Origin of the sequence: Streptomyces lomondensis (assembly GCF_014651035.1) — a bacterium.
Taxonomy (GTDB): domain Bacteria; phylum Actinomycetota; class Actinomycetes; order Streptomycetales; family Streptomycetaceae; genus Streptomyces; species Streptomyces lomondensis.
Genome location: NZ_BMWC01000017.1, coordinates 22,058 through 39,041, shown reverse-complemented (window position 1 = coordinate 39,041; position 16,984 = coordinate 22,058). Strand labels below are relative to the sequence as shown.

Annotated in this window: 15 protein-coding genes and 3 pseudogenes; 9 read left to right on the top strand and 9 right to left on the bottom strand. The window is 71.5% G+C overall.

Annotated elements, in window-relative coordinates:
* The first annotated feature begins 101 nt into the window (after window positions 1–101).
* The 3 genes and pseudogenes from IE255_RS35720 to IE255_RS35710 all read left to right on the top strand — a co-directional run.
* Window positions 102–1,361, top strand: coding sequence for an MFS transporter (locus tag IE255_RS35720; protein WP_190054576.1), 1,260 nt, complete (start codon window positions 102–104; stop codon window positions 1,359–1,361).
* A gap of 1,805 nt (window positions 1,362–3,166) precedes the next feature.
* Window positions 3,167–3,724 (top strand): DUF3291 domain-containing protein, encoded by a 558-nt coding sequence (locus IE255_RS35715; protein WP_190054575.1) that lies wholly within the window; start codon window positions 3,167–3,169, stop codon window positions 3,722–3,724.
* 31 nt (window positions 3,725–3,755) lie between these two features.
* Window positions 3,756–3,899 (top strand): annotated as a pseudogene (locus tag IE255_RS35710) (transporter); the annotation flags it as partial.
* Between the two features lie 184 nt (window positions 3,900–4,083).
* Here IE255_RS35710 and IE255_RS35705 read toward each other — a convergent pair.
* On the bottom strand, window positions 4,084–4,944 hold the full coding sequence (locus IE255_RS35705; protein ID WP_190054574.1) for a helix-turn-helix transcriptional regulator: 861 nt from the start codon (window positions 4,942–4,944) through the stop codon (window positions 4,084–4,086).
* A gap of 126 nt (window positions 4,945–5,070) precedes the next feature.
* Between IE255_RS35705 and IE255_RS35700 the strand changes: the two genes are divergently transcribed.
* On the top strand, window positions 5,071–6,066 hold the full coding sequence (locus IE255_RS35700; protein ID WP_190054573.1) for an aldo/keto reductase: 996 nt from the start codon (window positions 5,071–5,073) through the stop codon (window positions 6,064–6,066).
* A 50-nt stretch (window positions 6,067–6,116) separates the two neighbouring features.
* Here IE255_RS35700 and IE255_RS35695 read toward each other — a convergent pair whose 3' ends face one another.
* Window positions 6,117–6,797 carry a TetR/AcrR family transcriptional regulator gene (locus tag IE255_RS35695; RefSeq protein WP_190054572.1) on the bottom strand — a complete coding sequence of 227 codons (681 nt, stop codon included), beginning with the start codon at window positions 6,795–6,797 and terminating at the stop codon, window positions 6,117–6,119.
* 71 nt (window positions 6,798–6,868) lie between these two features.
* On the opposite strand from IE255_RS35695, the gene IE255_RS35690 reads away from it, so the two are divergent.
* Window positions 6,869–7,978, top strand: a complete 1,110-nt coding sequence (locus IE255_RS35690) for an FAD-dependent oxidoreductase (protein WP_190054571.1) — start codon at window positions 6,869–6,871, stop codon at window positions 7,976–7,978.
* 4 nt (window positions 7,979–7,982) lie between these two features.
* On the opposite strand, the gene IE255_RS35685 is transcribed toward IE255_RS35690, so the two are convergent.
* Complete coding sequence (locus tag IE255_RS35685) at window positions 7,983–8,204, bottom strand: ferredoxin (RefSeq protein WP_190054570.1); 222 nt, start codon at window positions 8,202–8,204, stop codon at window positions 7,983–7,985.
* Window positions 8,201–9,400: a cytochrome P450 gene (locus tag IE255_RS35680; protein ID WP_190054569.1), complete on the bottom strand. Its 1,200-nt coding sequence runs from the start codon at window positions 9,398–9,400 to the stop codon at window positions 8,201–8,203. The genes IE255_RS35685 and IE255_RS35680 overlap by 4 nt, the downstream gene beginning before the upstream one ends.
* Window positions 9,401–9,719: 319 nt before the next feature.
* On the opposite strand from IE255_RS35680, the gene IE255_RS35675 reads away from it, so the two are divergent.
* Window positions 9,720–10,154, top strand: a complete 435-nt coding sequence (locus IE255_RS35675; protein WP_190054568.1) for a Zn-ribbon domain-containing OB-fold protein — start codon at window positions 9,720–9,722, stop codon at window positions 10,152–10,154.
* A 55-nt stretch (window positions 10,155–10,209) separates the two neighbouring features.
* Window positions 10,210–10,968: pseudogene (locus IE255_RS35670) on the top strand (CaiB/BaiF CoA transferase family protein); the annotation flags it as partial.
* Window positions 10,969–11,060: 92 nt separating this feature from the next.
* On the opposite strand, the gene IE255_RS40245 reads toward IE255_RS35670, so the two are convergent.
* A complete protein-coding gene (locus IE255_RS40245; protein ID WP_190054567.1) occupies window positions 11,061–12,182 on the bottom strand; it encodes a PP2C family protein-serine/threonine phosphatase in 1,122 nt (373 codons plus the stop codon).
* Window positions 12,183–12,655: 473 nt separating this feature from the next.
* Window positions 12,656–13,633, bottom strand: coding sequence for a quinone oxidoreductase family protein (locus IE255_RS35660; protein WP_190054656.1), 978 nt, complete (start codon window positions 13,631–13,633; stop codon window positions 12,656–12,658).
* A gap of 132 nt (window positions 13,634–13,765) precedes the next feature.
* Between IE255_RS35660 and IE255_RS35655 the strand changes: the two genes are divergently transcribed.
* Entirely contained in the window at window positions 13,766–14,110 is a 345-nt protein-coding gene (locus IE255_RS35655) for an ArsR/SmtB family transcription factor (RefSeq protein WP_190054566.1), read from the top strand.
* A gap of 85 nt (window positions 14,111–14,195) precedes the next feature.
* Here the strand turns inward: IE255_RS35655 and IE255_RS39645 are convergent.
* Window positions 14,196–14,481, bottom strand: a pseudogene (locus IE255_RS39645) (carbohydrate-binding protein); the annotation flags it as partial.
* Here IE255_RS39645 and IE255_RS35650 point away from each other — a divergent pair.
* Window positions 14,478–14,783 (top strand): alpha-L-rhamnosidase C-terminal domain-containing protein, encoded by a 306-nt coding sequence (locus IE255_RS35650; protein WP_190054655.1) that lies wholly within the window; start codon window positions 14,478–14,480, stop codon window positions 14,781–14,783. The pseudogene IE255_RS39645 and the gene IE255_RS35650 sit on opposite strands and share 4 nt — an antisense overlap.
* A gap of 246 nt (window positions 14,784–15,029) precedes the next feature.
* Here the strand turns inward: IE255_RS35650 and IE255_RS35645 are convergent, their stop codons facing one another.
* Both IE255_RS35645 and IE255_RS35640 read right to left on the bottom strand, forming a co-directional pair.
* Window positions 15,030–15,674 carry a response regulator transcription factor gene (locus IE255_RS35645; RefSeq protein ID WP_190054565.1) on the bottom strand — a complete coding sequence of 215 codons (645 nt, stop codon included), beginning with the start codon at window positions 15,672–15,674 and terminating at the stop codon, window positions 15,030–15,032.
* Between the two features lie 9 nt (window positions 15,675–15,683).
* Window positions 15,684–16,964 carry a sensor histidine kinase gene (locus IE255_RS35640; protein ID WP_190054564.1) on the bottom strand — a complete coding sequence of 427 codons (1,281 nt, stop codon included), beginning with the start codon at window positions 16,962–16,964 and terminating at the stop codon, window positions 15,684–15,686.
* Window positions 16,965–16,984: the final 20 nt, after the last annotated feature.

Below are 16,984 nucleotides of genomic sequence, written 5' to 3'. Positions count from 1 at the left end.
CGCTCGGTTCCATCGGCGTGATCCACGCAGATCTCCGCAGGTGTGCCCCGGCGCCGGGCCGATCGTGGCTCGACCAGGACCGGGCCGGGACGGAGCTGACAATGACCGGTACCCATCCGGACCGGGCCGGCGGCCGGGACCCGGGGATCATCGCGGTACTCGGTGCGTTCGTTCTCAACGGCGCGCTGCTTGGCTCGTGGGCCCCTCGAGTGCCCGCGCTGGCCGCGCAGATCGGTGCGGACGAGGGTGCGCTGGGGCTGTCCCTGCTCGGTGCCAGCGTGGGTATGATCGCCGCTTCGATTCTCGCCGGCCGGCTGTGCGCGGCGTTCGGCGCTCGCGTCGTGATGACGGTGTCCGGCGTCGCCGGGTCCGCGATGCTTCCGGCTCTGGGACTGGCGAGGTCGCCCGCGACGCTCGGCCTGCTGCTGATCGTGCTCGGCGCGACGGTCGGCGTGATGGACGTGGCGATGAACATGGCCGGCGTGACAGCGACCCGGCGGACCGGCCGGGCGATCATGCCGCTGTTCCACGCGGCCTTCAGTTTCGGCACGCTGGCCGGTTCGGTAGGCGCTGCGGTCGCGGCCGGACAAGGGCTGGCACCGAGCCGTCATTTCGTCATCGTCGCGGTGATCTGCGGCGGCGTCACCGTCGGCATCGCCCGCTGGATTCCCGTCGAGGAACTGCTGAGGGTGCCCGCGAAGAGCGGGCGCGCCGGGCGGGCACCGTTCAGGCGACCGGCGCTGTGGCTGCTCGGCGGCGTGGCACTATGTGCCTCGATAGCCGAAGGAGCGGCCGCGGACTGGTCGGCGCTGTTCGGTGTGCAGGAGCGCGGTCTCAGCGAGGCCACCGGCGCCCTGATCTACTCGTGCTTCTCGATCACCATGGCGTGCACCCGCCTGTGCGGTGAGGCGATCCAGCGTCGTTGGGGCGCACCACGGATGCTCATCGGGGGTGCGGCGATCGGTGGGCTGGGGCTGGCCACCGCGGTCATGGCGCCGTCCCCGGCGCTCACCTTCGCCGGCTTCGCCGTCGCCGGTGTCGGTTTGGCGTACGCGTCTCCGGTCGTCATGGAGTTGAGTGGCTCGGCCGGGCGGCGGGCCGACGGGGGCGGTGGTGAGCGCGAGGTCGCGTTCGCGACAACCATTGCCTACAGCGGGTTCTTGCTCGGCCCTCCGATGGTCGGCGGGGTCGCCGAGCTGACCAGCCTGCCGGTCGCGCTCGGCGCTGTCGCGGTGCTCGTGTTGTTGATCGGCCCGTTGACTCTGGCCGCGGGTACTTTCCGGCGCCGGGAGTTGTCGTCGGCCGAGGAGTCAGCGGCGAACCCAGCCCGAGGCACAGCGATCCGCCGCAGAATGGGCTGAGCCCGCCGCCAGGTCATGGGTGCGGGGGTTCGTCGGGATGTGCAAGCGCTGCGTCGTCGTGGAGTGCGTCCGCGTGTCCGCACCGCAGACGAGCGGAGTGGGCGTGCGTAAGATGCGCGACGTCTCCGCGGGCTACCCGCATACGCAGGCCGGCGCCAAGGCGGCTGCGACCAACTGCACCACGATCAGCGGGCGTTCAGGCTTCCTGACGGACAAGGACGCTCGGCACCGCGGGAACGCGGAAATGAGTGACTGAGCCCGAGCAGGACCTGCGGCAGATCACCTGGCGCCGCTTTCGCAGAGCCGTCGAGGGACTTACGGGTATCGACGTCGCGCCTCCAGTTCCGCATGGTGGCGCTGTTCAGGCTGTTCCCCGGTCGGCAGCCCGGCATCCGATAGACCAGGTAAGCCTGTTCGACCAACTCCGAGCCGCCGGAGTTCCCGCCCAGCGCGGCCGGGCCTCAGCGATCCGCCGGCTGGTCCTCCGAGCCCCCGCGCCCGTCATCCCCGGGCATCAGCGACGACTACCTGCCCGAAGAGATCAGCGCCTTGGAACTGTGGCGCCTGTGGGTGGACCAGGCCGCGAACAAGGCTTCCAAGCCGCGCCTTTTGCCAGGACTCTGCCGACGGACCCCGAGTTGGTGAAGCTGTCTTGGACCGCGGGTGGAACGCTACGGCAGCCGACAAGGGCGGGTTCATCCAGGAGGTGACGGGCTGGAAGCCGGCCCCGTTGCAGCATGGCAGATAGGCCAGGTGGGCGTTCTGCTCGCCGTATACGGTGCGCCCGGGAGAGGCTCCTGGAGACGTTGAACGCCGCCCCGGGACCGGCTGGTTGTCACCTGGCTCGCCAGACGGGGGCTTGAGGGTCGGTGCGAACAGGACGCTGCATGAACACCGCCACCGTTCCCGAACCTCGCACCGCGGCGGCCCTGGCTGCACGCCGCCGCAAGACCGAAGCCGCCCTTGAACGCGTCCACCAGGCCATCGCCCGGCTCCGACGCGAGAAAGCCCAGGTCAGCGTCGCCGACGTCGCCCGCCGAGCGGACGTCTCACGCACTTCCTCTACGACGGCGTCGAGGCCGGAGCCGCGGTCGTCGCAGCGATGGCTCAGGCCGGCGAACACCAATTCCGCACGCTCGCTGAACAGGACGGCGAACGCGAAGCGACCTGGCGCGCACGCGCCCTGAACGCCGAGGACGCCCTCAAAGCCGCCCACACCGAGATCCTCGCCCAGCGCACTCCGATCGGCGAACCCGATCGGCGAACTCCTCGGCTAGATACGCGACTTGCGGGCTGAGTGGACAGAGGGCGGCATGAAGCCCGCATCGCCGAACCGGCGCCGAAGTCCTGATCCCTCCCGCCCAACCACTCCACGGCCCGTCCACCGTCCCGGTCGACGGGGCCGTCCCATGAGACCTCCCAGGCGAGTTACAGCAACTGTCCTTTGACGGTGAACCCGGTCGCTCCGTCATCCAACCCAACCCAGTCGACGCCGACAACGCCGCTGGCGTCGCCCCGGCACACCGGATTGAACGGGGTTGTCGATGCCAGGCAGCGCCACCGCCCCAGTTCCCGCAAAAACCTGTACAAGAGGCCACTTGGACAGGGAAAACGCAACTTCGACATGGCTCGCAGAGGCAGCTACCTTCATCTGGTCTTCGGTGGTCGCCCACGGTCGCACAGGGGCTCCTTCAGGCTGCGCGAGCCGCGACGGGATGAGTCGGTCACGCCCCACGAACCCTCGCCCCCATGCGTAAGCCACCGAACCGGGTCCACGCCAGGCAACCCCAACCAGGGAGAGACGCATGCCCCATCTTGCGCTGTACACATTCGGCGTCCTGAAGTCACCTCTCGCCGATCCCGCACCTCTCACGCGCGAGTTCTACGGCATTGGTGAGGCCGTCTACCGGAAGATGAGTCAGCACCCCGGATATCTCACGCATGCTGAAGCGGCAGACGGTGACCGGGGCGTGCTCTTCGAGGCGGACTGGGGTGCATGGGGGGAGTTCGCCGTACCGACTTGGTACGGAAAGGGCCGTACGCAGGAAACCACCGCCCTGGCCACGACCCTCTCACTCTGGACCGACCTGCGCCCCGCCTTCGACGCCGTCTACACCGGTCTGCACCGTGAGGCGCTGAACAGGCGTTACGACTGGTTCGAGAGGACAGGGCGCCCGAATTACGTGTTCTGGTGGGTCTCCGACTGCGCGATACCCACCTGGCGGGACGGGGTTTCCAGGCTGGAGCACCTCCACGACCACGGCTCCGCGCCGCACGCCTTCACCTTCCACGACTCGTTCGCCCCGGACGGAACTCCGACCAGGATCAAAGGCATCGGGCCGAAGGGCGACCAGGTTCGCTGACAAGGAAGCCTGACCCGGGGGTGGGTCGCCTGCCGAGGGGGTCGACGACGTGTGGCTCGGCCTCGGGGACGGCGTCAGCCGGGTGCAGCGCAAGCAGTACCGCGCGTATCAGCGCCCGCGGAACTTCGCCTGCGTCTGCCCGCCGCAGAAGACCAAGCCGCTCGTCCATCTCCGCGCTTGAACCCGGGAAGCGCAGCCGGGACGACGTCCTCGGAGTCACGGACGTGGCCGACACCGACCACCGGGCCATGGTGCGGGACACGCAGCGGAGGGGCGGGCTGCCAGGCCGGACGCGTTCGCAGAGGACGTGATGGGCGGCTCACCCCCGAATCCGAGCCGCTGCGCCGTGGCCGGTCGCTTCACCGTACGGGTGGGCCTGTCTGGTCCGTGGGGAATTCCTGGATGCCGAGTACCCGCAGCAGCTCCAGCCGCTCGCGGGTCTCGGCGTCCGCCGGGGTGAGCACCAGCAGTTGCTGACCCTGGTCGGGCGTGACCAGGGTCTCGCAGTCCATCAGTAGGCGCCCCACCCCCGGGTGCAGGAAGGTCTTGCGGTCGGCGCGCCGGACCGCCACCTCGTGCTCGGCCCAGAGCCGGCGGAAGTCGGCGCTCGCGGCCTGCAACCGGTCGACGAGTCCGGCGACCGTGGGGTCGCCGGACCGGCGGCCGGCGGCCGCACGCAGGTCGGCCACGAGCTGGCGGGCGTGGTGCTCCTGCTCCTCGGGCGGGCAGAGGGCGCGGGCAGCGGGGTCGGTGAACCAGCGGTGCACGATGTAGCGCCGGTCGCCGGACCAGCCGGTGTGGTCGCCCGTGAGCAGGAGGGCGGCCCGGTTCTGGGCGAGGACCTCGCCCAGGTCGGACAGCACCAGGGCCGGGGTGTCGCCGAGCAGGTCGAGCATGCGGATCAGGCCGGCGCGGGCCAGGCGGGCCACCCCGTCGGCGGGCGGGGGCCGGTGGCCGGCCAGGTGGAACAGGTGGTCGCGCTCGTCGTCGGAGAGGCGCAACGCCCGGGCCAGCGCGCCGAGCAGCTGGGTCGAGGGCTGGCTGCTGCGGCCCTGTTCGAGGCGTACGACGTAGTCCACCGACATGCCGGCGAGCATGGCCACCTCTTCCCGGCGCAGGCCGGTGGTCCGGCGGCGGGGGCCGTCGACGATGCCGACCTCGGCCGGGCGGATCGCCTCGCGGCGGCGGCGCAGGAAGTCGGCGAGTTCGTCACGTTCCATGGCCCCATGGTCCCGCGCGAGGGCGGGCCGAGCCAGGGAGCGGCTCTCCCATGATGAACGCTCCGCTCCCGTAGATCGCGGCGCGGGCGCAAGGTGGGTGACAGACCGACGACGAAGGAGAACACGATGCAGACACGAACCCTGGGCAGCACAGGCCCGGCCGTTTCCGCGCTGGGCCTGGGCGCGATGGGCATGTCGGGCGCCTACGGCGCGGCCGACCGCGCGGAGAGCATCGCCACCGTGCACGCCGCGCTGGAGGCCGGCGTCACCCTGATCGACACTGCCGACTTCTACGCCATGGGCCATAACGAGCTGCTGCTCGCCGAGGCCCTGCGCGGCCGGGACCGGGACGGTTACCGGCTGAGCGTCAAGTTCGGCATGCTGCGGGGGCCGGGCCCCGAGTTCGGCGGGCAGGACTGCCGTCCCGCAGCGGTGAAGAACTTCCTGGCCTACTCGCTGACCCGGCTGGGCACCGACCACATCGACATCTACCGTCCCGCCCGGCTGGACCCGGCGGTACCGATCGAGGAGACGGTGGGCGCGATCAAGGAGTTGATCGACGCCGGGTACGTGCGGCACCTCGGCCTCTCCGAGGTCGATGCGGCGACGATCCGCCGGGCGCACGCCGTGCACCCGGTCGCCGACCTGCAGATCGAGTACTCGCTCCTGTCCCGCGCGGTGGAGGCCGAGATCCTGCCTACGCTGCGGGAGCTCGGCATCGGCCTGACCGCGTACGGCGTCCTCGGCCGCGGCCTCATCTCCGGGCACTGGTCCGCCGGCCACACCGCCGGCCCCGGCGACTTCCGCGCCTTCAGCCCAAGGTTCTCCAGCGGGAACGTGGAACACAACCTCGCCCTCGTGGAGGCGCTGCGCCGCGTCGCCGAGGCGAAGGGATGCAGCGTCGCCCAGCTGGCCATCGCCTGGGTGGCCGCACAGGGGGAGGACATCGTGCCGCTGGTCGGCGCTCGCACCCGCGAGCGGCTGGCCGAGGCGCTGCCCGCGGTGGAGTTGGACCTCACCGCGGACGACCTCGCCGAGATCGAGAAGGCGGTGCCGCCGGGCGCGGCACGCGGCGACCGGTACCCGTCCGCGTTCATGTCCGGCCTCGGCGTGGGGAACTGAGTCCGGCTCTGGTACCCGTACCGCTGCCGGTCCTGTCCTTCGGCCGCGCGTCACCCTGAGATGCGGGCTTCGATGCCGTCGAGCAGGAAGTCGAGGCCGAGCCGGAAGGTGTGGTCGGCGTCCAGGTGGGCGGCATCGCGTACCACCGTGGCCAGGGCGGGGAAACGGCCGGTGGCGAAGGTCCGCTCCAGATAGGGCCCGAGTGAGGCCTGCCAGCGCTTCTCGTCCATCCCGGTGGCCCGCTCGGCGCGCCGCTCGGCGATCTCCCGCCGCACGGCGCCGATCACGTAAGAGTCGACCGCGGTGACCACCGGCATGATGTCGTCCAGGTCAACGCCGTCCAGCGCGGCCACGACGGCCTCGCCCCTGGCCAGCGCGTGCGGACCGAGCTGCGGTCGTCCACCGAGCAGATCGGCGAGCCATTCGTGCTCGTGAGCGGCCTGCCGGGTGGTTTCGGCAAGAGAGCGCAGCACCTCCCGCCAGTCGTCTCCGACCGGCCGGATCTCGGCGTGGATCGCGTCGACCATCAGGTCGAGCAACTCGTCCTTGCTTGCGATGTAGCTGTACAGCCGCATCGGCCCGACGCCCAGCGCGGTGGCGACCTTGCGCAGGGACACCGCCTCCAGGCCGTCCGCGTCGGCCAGTTGGATCGCCGCTCGCACGATCCGCTCCCTGCTCAGCGGTGCCGGCGCCGGTCGATTCGGCGGCTCCGGCCTCTCCCACACCAACATGCCGCTGACAATACATGGCATCGGGCAATACAGTGTATCGACCTGTACGATGTATCGAGGAGAGGCAACGCATGACCATCGCCATCGTCGGAGCCGGCCTCGGCGGCCTGGCTCTCGCCCGTGTGCTGCATGTGAACGGCATCGAATCCGTCGTCTACGAACGTGAATCGTCCCGCGACGCGCGCGGGCAGGGCGGCATGCTCGACATCCACTCCGGCCAGCGGGCGTTGCGCGAGGCCGGTCTGATCGACCAGTTCTTCGCGATCGCCCGTGGTGAAGGCCAGGACATGCGTCTTCTCGAGCCGGACGGCACCCTGCTGCTCCAGGAGGACACACCCGACGACGCCCCGCTCGATCGACCCGAGGTCGACCGCGCCGAGCTGCGCGACCTGCTGCTGGATTCCCTCCCCGAAGGCGTGGTGCGCTGGGGGCACGCGTTCACATCCGCCGACCACGGCCTGCTGCGCTTCGCCGACGGCAGCAGTGCGACGTATGACCTGCTGGTCGGCGCGGACGGCGCGCACTCCCGGGTCCGCGCGCTGCTCACCGACGCCCGCCCGGCGCACATCGGCCAGAACGTCGTCGAGATCGGCATTCCCGACATCGACCGCACGCACCCCGACCTCGCGACGATGGTCGGGCGCGGCAACTATTGGGTGCTCGGCAACGGAATATCCCTGGCGGCGCAGCGCAACGGCGACGGCCGCGTTCGCATCGGCATCAGCTTCTACCACACCGCCGAGGACTGGTTCGCCGCCAGCGGCATCCCGTTCGACGACCCGGCCGCCGCCCGGGCGCGGCTGATCGACCTGCTCCCCGGCTGGGACCCACGGTTCACCGCGCTGATCGCGGCCTGCGACGACACGGTCGTGCCACGGTCGATCACCAGTCTCCCGGTCGGCCTGACCTGGCCGTCGAGGCCGGACGTCACGCTGCTCGGCGATGCCGCGCACCTGATGCCGCCGGTGGGAGAGGGCGCCAACATGGCGCTGCTCGACGGCGCCGTGCTCGGTCTCGCGCTGGCCGCGCACCCGGACGACTTTCCCGCCGCCGTCGAAGAATACGAACGCGAGATGTTCGAACGCACCAGCGCCGCCGCCCGGATGTCCGCGGACATGCAGGAACTGCTGATGTCGCCGGACGCCGCCCGGAAATTGCTCGCATTCTTCCAACCCGTCTGACGCCCTAGGAGCCGCTGGTCTCCGGCTCCTGGAGGCTGATCGCCCGGGAGGGGCAGACACCGGCGGCCATCCGTGCGGCCGTGCGATGGGTGGCGGGTGGCTCGGTGTGCAGCAGGAGCACGCGGCCGTCGTCGGGGTCCTGGTCGAAGACCTCGGGGGCGGTCAGGGCGCACATCCCGGCGCCGATGCAGCGCTCGCGGTCGACGCGCAGGCGCGTCGTCGTCATGACGCCTCCCTGTCCCAGGTGACCGGAAGGCTCTTCACTCCGTAGATGTCCGCGGTCTCCGGACGCAGCACGACCTCTTCCGCCGGTACGGCCAGACGCAGCGTGGGGAAGCGGTCGACCAGGGCGCGGAACGCGACCCGCATCTCGACGCGGGCCAGTTGCTGACCCAGGCACTGGTGGATGCCGTGACTGAAGGCCAGGTGCCCGTCGTACTGCCTTCGCAGGTCGAGCACATCCGGATCGGCGAAGCGCTCAGGGTCGCGGTTGGCGGTGTGGTACGACAGAACGACCGTCGTGCCGGCCTTGATGGTCTGGCCGCCCAGCTCGACGTCCTCCAGCGCCGTCCTCATGAACGTCTTGGCGACGCTCAGATACCGCAGCAGCTCCTCCACGGCCCCGTCCGTGAGCGCGGGATCGGCGCGCAGTGCGGCCAGTTGCCCCGGGTTTCGGAGCAGCGCGAAGGTGCCGAGGGCCAGCATGTTCGCGGTGGTGTCGAACCCGGCCGCCAGCAGGATCAGGCTGATGCCCTTCAGCTCTTCATCGGTCAGATCGCTGTCGGTGAGTTCGCTGAGCACGTCGTCGGTGGGATTCGCACGCTTGGCGGACACCAGCTCCGCCAAGTACTCCTGGGTCGCGGTGTAGGCCGCCATCAGCTCCTCGTCGCTCGTCTCGCCGCCCATGAACGTGTCGATCTGCTCCTGGAAGGAACCCCGGTCCTGGTACGGCACCCCCAGCAGTTCGCAGATCACGATGGTGGGGATGGGCTTGGCGAACGCGGTCACCAGGTCCGCCGGAGGCCCGGTCTTCTCCATGGCGTCCAGGCAGTCGGTGGTGATCTGCTCGATGCGCTCGGTGAGCAGTCGCATCCGCCGTACGGTGAACTTGCCCACCAGCGGTTTCCGGTAGCGCCCGTGCTGCGGCTCGTCCATGAGGAGGAACTCGCCGGGCGGTGCCGGGGGAAGCTCGAAGTCGGCGACGTTCATGAGGTCCCTGCGCGAGCTGAACCGCGAGTCGGCCAGGACCGATCTGACGAGGTCGTATCCGGTGATCAGCCAGCCGGGTTTCCCTCCGGGGTGGGTGTAGCGGCTGATGGGGCCGTGCCGGCGGGCGTCGATCAGCTCCGCCGGCGGGTCGAAGGGGCAGCCGGGCTGACGCGCCGTCGGCAGCGCCGTGACGGTGTGGACGGACTCACTCATGACTCTTCCTCACATCGCGATGGAATGTCGTTTGGCGAGTTCGAAAGCTACGTTGCGTTCATAGTTGCGTCAATCGAGTGGAAGGTTGAACACCAGCTCACAGGCGGTTATTTGGTGCAATGACCCTGGAAGCAAATGCAATGATGCGTTGCAATGAAATGGAGGCGAAGGCGCCGCCGGGGAAGAGGGTGAACGGATCGTTTTCCGCGCACGAAGATGCGTCAACTCGTCGTTGACCGGCCGTCCGCGGCAGGGCCAGGGTGATGGAGACATCGGATCGCGATCCATCCGGTCACCGAACCGCGTGCAGGAGGCCGTGATGCTCCAGACAGACACCCGCGAACAGCCCGGGTCCGGGGAACACCGGGCAGCGGTTGCCGCCGGGACGACGCCGGCGGTCGAACCGGCCGAACCCGCGGGTTGCCGCGAACTCTTCTTCCAGCGCTGCCTGTGGTGCGGCACACCGGCCTACCGCCGTTCGTTCTGCCGCGTCTGCGGCGCCATGGCCTTCGCCCGGGAACGCAGCGCGGGCACGGGAGTCATCGTCCGCCGCAACGGCCACACCCAGCACAACACGTGGTGCGTCGCGATGGACGAGGGCTTCAACCTGCTCTGCCAGGTCGCCGGGACGTCACCGGTCGTGGTCGCGGTGGGCGCACGGGTGACCGTCGTACGGTCGGTCGCCCCCCTCGGCCCGGGGCTTCCCGTCGTCGAACTCACCCGCCCGGCGCCGCTCCTGGAGTGCTGGTGGTGACAGGACCCGGCTCCGGCGGGCCACGGACGGGCGGGACGATCAGAGAGGAGGGTGTGTGAGCACCCAGCACCAGGCGCCGGACGGACGGACCGGCGCGGCCGGCGGAACAGGGCCGGGCGCGCTGCACGGCCTGCGCATCGCCGACTTCTCCCGGGTTCTCGCGGGACCCTACGCCACCATGCTCCTCGCCGACCTCGGCGCCGACGTGATCAAGGTCGAGAGGCCGGGCACCGGGGACGACACCCGGGCCTGGCACCCTCCCACCGACCAGGACGGCACGTCGACCTACTTCCTGAGCGTCAACCGGAACAAGAGGTCCGTCGTCCTGGACCTGGCCACGGAGGCCGGTCGGGAACAGGCACGCGCCCTGATCGCAGCGTGCGACGTGGTGGTGGAGAACTTCCGGCCCGGCACGATGGAACGGCTCGGCCTCGGCCACCAGGAGCTCCTCGCGCGGCACCCCCGGCTGGTCTACTGCTCCATCAGCGGTTTCGGCAGCGGTGCGGGCGCCGCCATCCCCGGCTACGACCTGCTGGTGCAGGCCGTCGGCGGCCTGATGAGCGTGACCGGGACCGCGGACGGGGAGCCGGTGAAGGCGGGCGTGGCGCTGGTCGACGTGATCACCGGACTGCACGCCTCGCTCGGCATCCTCGCGGCGCTGCGGCACCGGGACGCCACCGGACAGGGCCAGCTCGTCGAGGTCAACCTCCTCGGCTCCCTGCTGTCCGCCATGGTCAACCAGGCGTCGGCGTACGCCGTCGCCGGTGTCGTCCCCGGGCGGCTGGGCAACGCGCACCCGAGCATCTCCCCGTTCGTCATCGCCTACCGGAGCGGTCTGGCGAAGCCGCACCCCCGCAGCTGGACCGGCCCGCGGACGTACGGTGCGCAGCCGGCCCGGGGGACCGGTCAGCGGTGGGGCGAGCGGCGGACGGTCAGGACGGCGACGTCGTCGTGCCGGGCGTCGTCGGCGGCGAAGGCGCGGGCGTCTTCGTACAGGGCCCGGGGCAGTTCGGCGGGGGAGAGGCCGAGGTGCCTCGTCAGCCGTTCCTCGACCGGATAGAACGTGCCGTCCGCGGACCGGGTCTCGTCGAGCCCGTCGGTGGTCAGCAGCAGCGTCGAACCCTCCGGGAACGCACACCAGTTGACCGTCGTGGGGTCGTCCGCCAACTCGGCGAGACCGAGCGGGACACCGGTTTCCAGCCGCGGTGTGGAGACGGCGCCGTCCTGCACCAGCCGGGGCGGGACGTGCCCGCAGTTCACGATCTGCGCCTCAAGGCCGGCGTCGACGCCGACGACGAGCGCGGTCACGAACCGCTCGTCGTCACCGGCCTGTTCGGCATGGGAGTTGTGGCGGACCACCGCGGCGTCGAGGGCGTCGACGAGCGCGGTGAGCGTGGGCTCGCGGTACGCCGCCTCACGGAAGGCCCCGATGACGGCGAACGCGGCGCCCACGGCCGCCAGGCCCTTGCCCTGCACGTCCCCGATCAGCACGCGGCTCCCCCAGGGCGAGTCCACGACGTCGTAGATGTCGCCGCCGACGAGCCGGTCCTCCTGCACGGGCTCGTAGACGCCGTTGACGAGGACGTCGCCGGTCAGGAGGGGGAGGGGGTGCAGGATGTGCCGCTGCATGGCCGCGGCGGTGGAACGCAGCCGGAGCATCTCGTGCTCGCGTCCGAGGCGCCGGCGGCAGGCGTAGACGGAGGTCGCTCCCAGGGCGATGGTCAGCATGATCAGCAGAGCCCGGTCGAGCCACCGGCCCACGTCGGTGTCCCGCACCAGCAGGGTGAGGGTGACGACCAGCGTGGTCCACGCGGAGACGAAGGCCGTCTGCCGGACCGTGCACAGCGCCGACGCGGTTCCCGGCAGGAAGACCAGCAGCCCGAGGAGCCACACCTCGGACCCGGACACCACGCCGAGGAACTCCACGAGAGCCGTCACCGACACCACGCCGACGAGCACCTGGAGGGTGTCCGGGGGCTCGATGGCGTCCAGGGCGTCGACGGATCTCGTGCGGCGGATACGGGGCATGGGAACTCCCGGACAAGTGATGATCTCTCCGTACGTTGTACAGCTCCCGGGATGTCCCGGCCCTCCCGGCCCTCCGTGTCGCCGGTCCGTACGACAGGCCTCTCCCGCCCGAACGCGTCGACACGCCGTACCGTACGACGACTCGTATGCTCCGCCGCTCTCCTTCACTGGCTCGCGCGACCCCGGACCGCATCGCCGAGACCGCCCTGCTCCTGATCGACGAGGGCGGCCCCGAGGCTCCCCACCGCGCCGGAGATCGTCGAAGCGATGGCCGCGGCGGCCGACCTTCTGCCGCCTGCCCCGGCAGGTCACCGAGGGCCTCCTGGCCGAGGGCGTCGCTTTCTACCACGACCGCTGGGAGCCCGGTGTCGTCCGCTTCGTGACCTTCTTCGCCAGCACGGAGCAGGACGTCGACCACCTCGTGCGGGCGGTCGTCCCCCACGCCGCCTGACCGCGGCGGCCGCCGGCGTCGGTCAGGCGCCGACCCTCAGCAGCAGCTTGCCCGTCGAGGTGCGTCCGCCCATCAGCCGGTGGGCCTCGGCCGCCTCCGACAGCGCGAACTCCGCCGTCACGGGGAGGCTCACCGTGCCGTCGGTGACCTTGCGGAAAGCGCGCTCGGCCAGCGCGCGCAGCGCCTCCGGCCCGGACTGGGCCAGAGCCAGGATGGAGAAGCCCGCGACGGAACGGCCCTGCGGATACAGCTCGGGCTGCCCGACGCGCCACGGCTCCGCGCCGCTCGCGTTGCCGAAGGACACCAGGCGCCCGAAGACGGCCAGCACGTCGAGTCCCTGGCGCAGGGTGTCGCCGCCGATCGGGTCGAGGAGCAGGTCGACGCCCCGGCCGCCGGTGGCGCGGCGGACGTCGTCGGCGAAGGTGCCGGTGGTGAACACCTCGTCGTAGCCGTGCTCCAGGGCGTGCCCGGCCTTGGTCGGGGAGGAGACGACGCCGTAGACCGCGCCCGCTCCCGCCGCCCGGGCCAGTTGTCCGGCCACCGTGCCGATGCCGCCCGCGGCACCGTGCACCAGCACGCTCTCTCCGGCGCTGAGCCGGCCCACCTCGTGGAGCAGGGCGTGCGCGGTCGGCACCACGGTGGGCAGGGTGGCCGCCGTCCGCAGGTCCAGGCCCTCGGGGAGCGGGAAGACGGTGGCGGTGTCGGCGACGACCACCTCCGCGTAGGCGCCGCTGTCGACGAGGGCGGCGACCTCCTGCCCGGGGCGCAGCCCCTCGACCCCGGCGCCCACGGCCCGGATCCGCCCGGAGACCTCCAGGCCCGGGCGGTAGGGCAGCGACGGCACCCGGTAGCCCTCGGCGCGGGCCTTGAGGTCCGCGAAGTTCACGCCGGCGTAGGCGCTGTCGACGGTCACCTGGCCGGGTCCCGGCTCGGGGGTTTCGGCCTCGACGACCTTCAGCACCTCGGGATCGCCGTACTCCTCGAACTCCACCGCACGCATCATGGCAACGCACCCTCCGACCGAGTGTTCAATAGAAAGCGAACACCCGGACTGTAAGATATTCATCGAACACTCGGCAAGCGGCTCGGCCACCCGACAGGTGCGCCGGGGCCGCGGGGCAGGGAGAGGGGCATGGCGAAGCAGACCGCCGGCGCGAGTCACCGCGCCGCACCGGTGCACACGGACCCCGAGGACGTGTCCGTCCTGACCGCGCTGTCCGCGCTCGCCGATCCGGTGCGCATCCGGTTGATCCGCGAGCTGGCGGATTCCGCGGTGTGGACGCGCAGTTGCGGCAGTTTCGACGTGCCGGTCGGCAAGGCCGCGCTCAGTCACCACTTCTCCGTCCTGCGCGGCGCCGGCCTGGTCGAGCAGCGTGACGAGGGGCCGAAGCGGGTCAACCGGCTGCGCCGCGAGGAGTTCGACGCGCGGTTCCCGGGGCTGCTCGACCTGGTCCTGCGCGCCGACGACGTCGAGTGATCCGTACCGCTCACCCGCGCGCCACCCCTGGGCCGGGGGTCACCGGCGCCGGGGGTGGGGGGCCGACAGCGCGGGAAGGCCCGGGCTACCTCTGCGTGAGCGGTGTGACCGCGACCCGGTCGATGACCGGTGCGTACGGGGAGCGCTGGTCGCACTGGTTGAACGTGTCGCCGTCGAAGTCGGGCTGTTCCTCCGCGGTGAAAGTGAGCCGGTTGGTTCCCTTCTTCAGGGTGGCCGGGACGGTCCCAGAAGTTGTTGAAGTGGAAGGTCGTCGGGAACAGGATCCGCCGGGCCGGTCCGCCGTTGACCGAGAGGTCGGCGTGGCGGGCGATCGGGGCGGGGTTGTAGTGGGTGGCGGGGGCCTGTCCTGCGGCCGCACCTCGACCCCACCGGAAGGATCACGCACGTCACGGGCTCGCAAGTCTCGCCGTACGGCGAGATCAGGAGCGAGTGGCGGGTGACGGACGGCAGCGCGAGGCTGTCGTACGAGGCCGTCGTGCCCGCGAACAGCGAGGCCACGCTGCACCTTCCGGCGGTCTCGGCCGACTCCGTCCGCGAGGGGCGGTCTCCCCTGGCCCGCGTGGACGGCGTGCGATGCCTCGGGCACACCGACGGTGTGGCCTCGTACCGGCTGCCGTCCGGCTCGTACCGCCTGACGAGCAGGCTCCGCTGACGCGTTCCGCCCAGGGCGCGCAGCCGCGCGGGACGAACGCGACCGTGTCGGCCCGAAGCATGGCGATGAGTGGCCGGCCGACGCGGTCCGGCGGCCCCTGGCGGACCTCACCCGGCGCTGACCGTGCTCGATCAGCTCCGTGGTGAGCTCCTCCAGGCGCCTCCGTCACCGGCCCACGCGGTTCCGCGTCTCCAGCGGTTCCTGCGCACGACGGATCCGTTGGGTGAGGAGCCCCTGGAGTAGCCCTCAGCCCTTGAGGTAGCGCAGTACGGCCAGTACCCGGCGGTGGCCCTCCTCCGTGCGTTGCAGGCCGAGCTTGGTGAAGATGCCTGCCGTGTGCTTCTCGACCGCCCGCTGGGAGATGCCGAGGGCCGAGGCCACGCCCGTGTTCGTCCGGCCCTCGGCCATCAGGGCCAGCACCTCGTGCTCGCGGGCGGTCAGTGCCGACAGACCGTCGCGGGCGTGCCGGGCGAACAGCAGCTGGGAGACCACCTCCGGGTCCAGGGCCGTGCCGCCCGCGGCCACACGGTGCAGCGCGTCGACGAAATCGCCCACGTCGACGACCCGGTCCTTGAGCAGGTAGCCGAAGCCGGACATGCCGGTGGCGGCGAGGCGGTCGGCGTAGCGCGTCTCGACGTACTGGGAGAAGAGCAGCACCCCCAGCCGCGGGTGGCGCTCGCGCAGAGCGAGCGCCACCCGCAGCCCTTCGTCGCGGAAGGTCGGTGGCATCCGGATGTCCGCGACGACCGCGTCGGGGCGGTGCTCCGCCACGGCGGCGAGCAGCGCCTCCGCGTCGCCGACGGAGGCCACCACGTCCAGGCCGCGGTCGCGCAGCAGCTGCACCAGGCCCTCCCGGACCACGGCCGCGTCCTCGGCGATGACGATGCGCATGAAAGGCTCCTAGCCGAGGGGCAGTCGGGCCGTGACGGTGGTCGGGCCGCCGTGGGGGCTGTCGATCAGCAGCCGCCCGTCCACCGTACTCACCCGCTCGGCCAGCCCGGTGAGGCCCGTGCCGCCGGAGCCGTTCCCCGCCAGCGGCCGGGCGCCGCCGCGCCCGTCGTCGCGCACCACCAGGTGCAGGACGCCGTCCTCTTCGTACGCCTCCACCTCGGCGCGCGAGGCGCCCGCGTGCCGGGCGGCGTTGGCGAGGAGCTCCGCCGCGCAGAAGTAGGCGATCGACTCGATGGACTCGGGGGGACGGGACGACAGGTCGATCCGGGTGGTGACGGGCAGGCCGGCGCGGGCGGCGAGGGTCTCCAGGGCCACGTCCAGGCCGTCGTTGAGGGCCGGTGGGTGGATGCCGCGGACCAGGTCGCGCAACTCGGCCATGGCGGTACGGGAGTTGTCGAGCGCGGAGTCCACCAGATCCCGGCCGCGGGCCAGTTCGGGGGTGTCGCCGGGGGCGCGGGCCAGCTGGTCCTTCGCGCCGGCGAGGGCCATGGCGACGGCGAGCAGCCGGGACTGTGCGCCGTCGTGGAGGTCCCGTTCGATACGGCGGAGGGTCGCGGCCGAGTCCTGGACGGCCAGCGCCCGGGTCTCCTCCAGCACGTGCACCCGCTCGTCGAGCCGGCCGCGGCCGAGCAGGGCGCGTGCCATGGGCCGCACGACCTGGGTGAGCAGCCCGCGCGTCGACCAGGCCGAGAAGGCCAGCACGCCCAGCCCCACGACCGCGGTGAGCAGGGCCGTCGGCCAGCTGTCCATACGGACGTCGCCGGCGATCCCGATCCCGCGCGCTCCGTCCTCCTCCTCGACGGCCCACCACCACAGCGGATAGGTCAGCCCGGCGAGCCCGTACAGGCGCACGCCGACGGAGACGACGAACAGGACGACGCCGAGCGGTGCGTACGCGACGGCGAAGGCCGCCGCCCGCCATCCGTCGCTGTCGGTGAGCGCCGCCCGCAGCGCGGCGACGAGCCCGCGCGCCCCGCCCCGCCCGGGCGGGGCGGGGATGTCCTCGCCGAGCAGGGCCCGCAGCATCCCGCGGTGCAGTGCTCCGGTGGCCCGGGCCACGGCGAGGACCCCGACGAGCAGGACGAGGCCGACCTGGGTGACGGAGGCGACGAGGGAGACGGCGAGCAGGGCGAGCAGCGCGAAGCCGCAGACGATGCCCGGCAGGGGAGCGAGCAGCGCGTAGGCGGCCTCGCGGGGGTTCCCCAGGAGCTTGCGGCGTGGGTGGGGCATGGGAAGCGGCTTTCGTCGCG

Coding starts and splice junctions, on each gene's coding strand:
- IE255_RS35720 (WP_190054576.1), top strand. CDS start 102: ATGACCGGTACCCATCCGGACCGGGCCGGCGGCCGGGACCCGGGGATC.
- IE255_RS35715 (WP_190054575.1), top strand. CDS start 3,167: ATGCCCCATCTTGCGCTGTACACATTCGGCGTCCTGAAGTCACCTCTC.
- IE255_RS35705 (WP_190054574.1), bottom strand. CDS start 4,944: ATGGAACGTGACGAACTCGCCGACTTCCTGCGCCGCCGCCGCGAGGCG.
- IE255_RS35700 (WP_190054573.1), top strand. CDS start 5,071: ATGCAGACACGAACCCTGGGCAGCACAGGCCCGGCCGTTTCCGCGCTG.
- IE255_RS35695 (WP_190054572.1), bottom strand. CDS start 6,797: ATGTTGGTGTGGGAGAGGCCGGAGCCGCCGAATCGACCGGCGCCGGCA.
- IE255_RS35690 (WP_190054571.1), top strand. CDS start 6,869: ATGACCATCGCCATCGTCGGAGCCGGCCTCGGCGGCCTGGCTCTCGCC.
- IE255_RS35685 (WP_190054570.1), bottom strand. CDS start 8,204: ATGACGACGACGCGCCTGCGCGTCGACCGCGAGCGCTGCATCGGCGCC.
- IE255_RS35680 (WP_190054569.1), bottom strand. CDS start 9,400: ATGAGTGAGTCCGTCCACACCGTCACGGCGCTGCCGACGGCGCGTCAG.
- IE255_RS35675 (WP_190054568.1), top strand. CDS start 9,720: ATGCTCCAGACAGACACCCGCGAACAGCCCGGGTCCGGGGAACACCGG.
- IE255_RS40245 (WP_190054567.1), bottom strand. CDS start 12,182: ATGCCCCGTATCCGCCGCACGAGATCCGTCGACGCCCTGGACGCCATC.
- IE255_RS35660 (WP_190054656.1), bottom strand. CDS start 13,633: ATGCGTGCGGTGGAGTTCGAGGAGTACGGCGATCCCGAGGTGCTGAAG.
- IE255_RS35655 (WP_190054566.1), top strand. CDS start 13,766: ATGGCGAAGCAGACCGCCGGCGCGAGTCACCGCGCCGCACCGGTGCAC.
- IE255_RS35645 (WP_190054565.1), bottom strand. CDS start 15,674: ATGCGCATCGTCATCGCCGAGGACGCGGCCGTGGTCCGGGAGGGCCTG.
- IE255_RS35640 (WP_190054564.1), bottom strand. CDS start 16,964: ATGCCCCACCCACGCCGCAAGCTCCTGGGGAACCCCCGCGAGGCCGCC.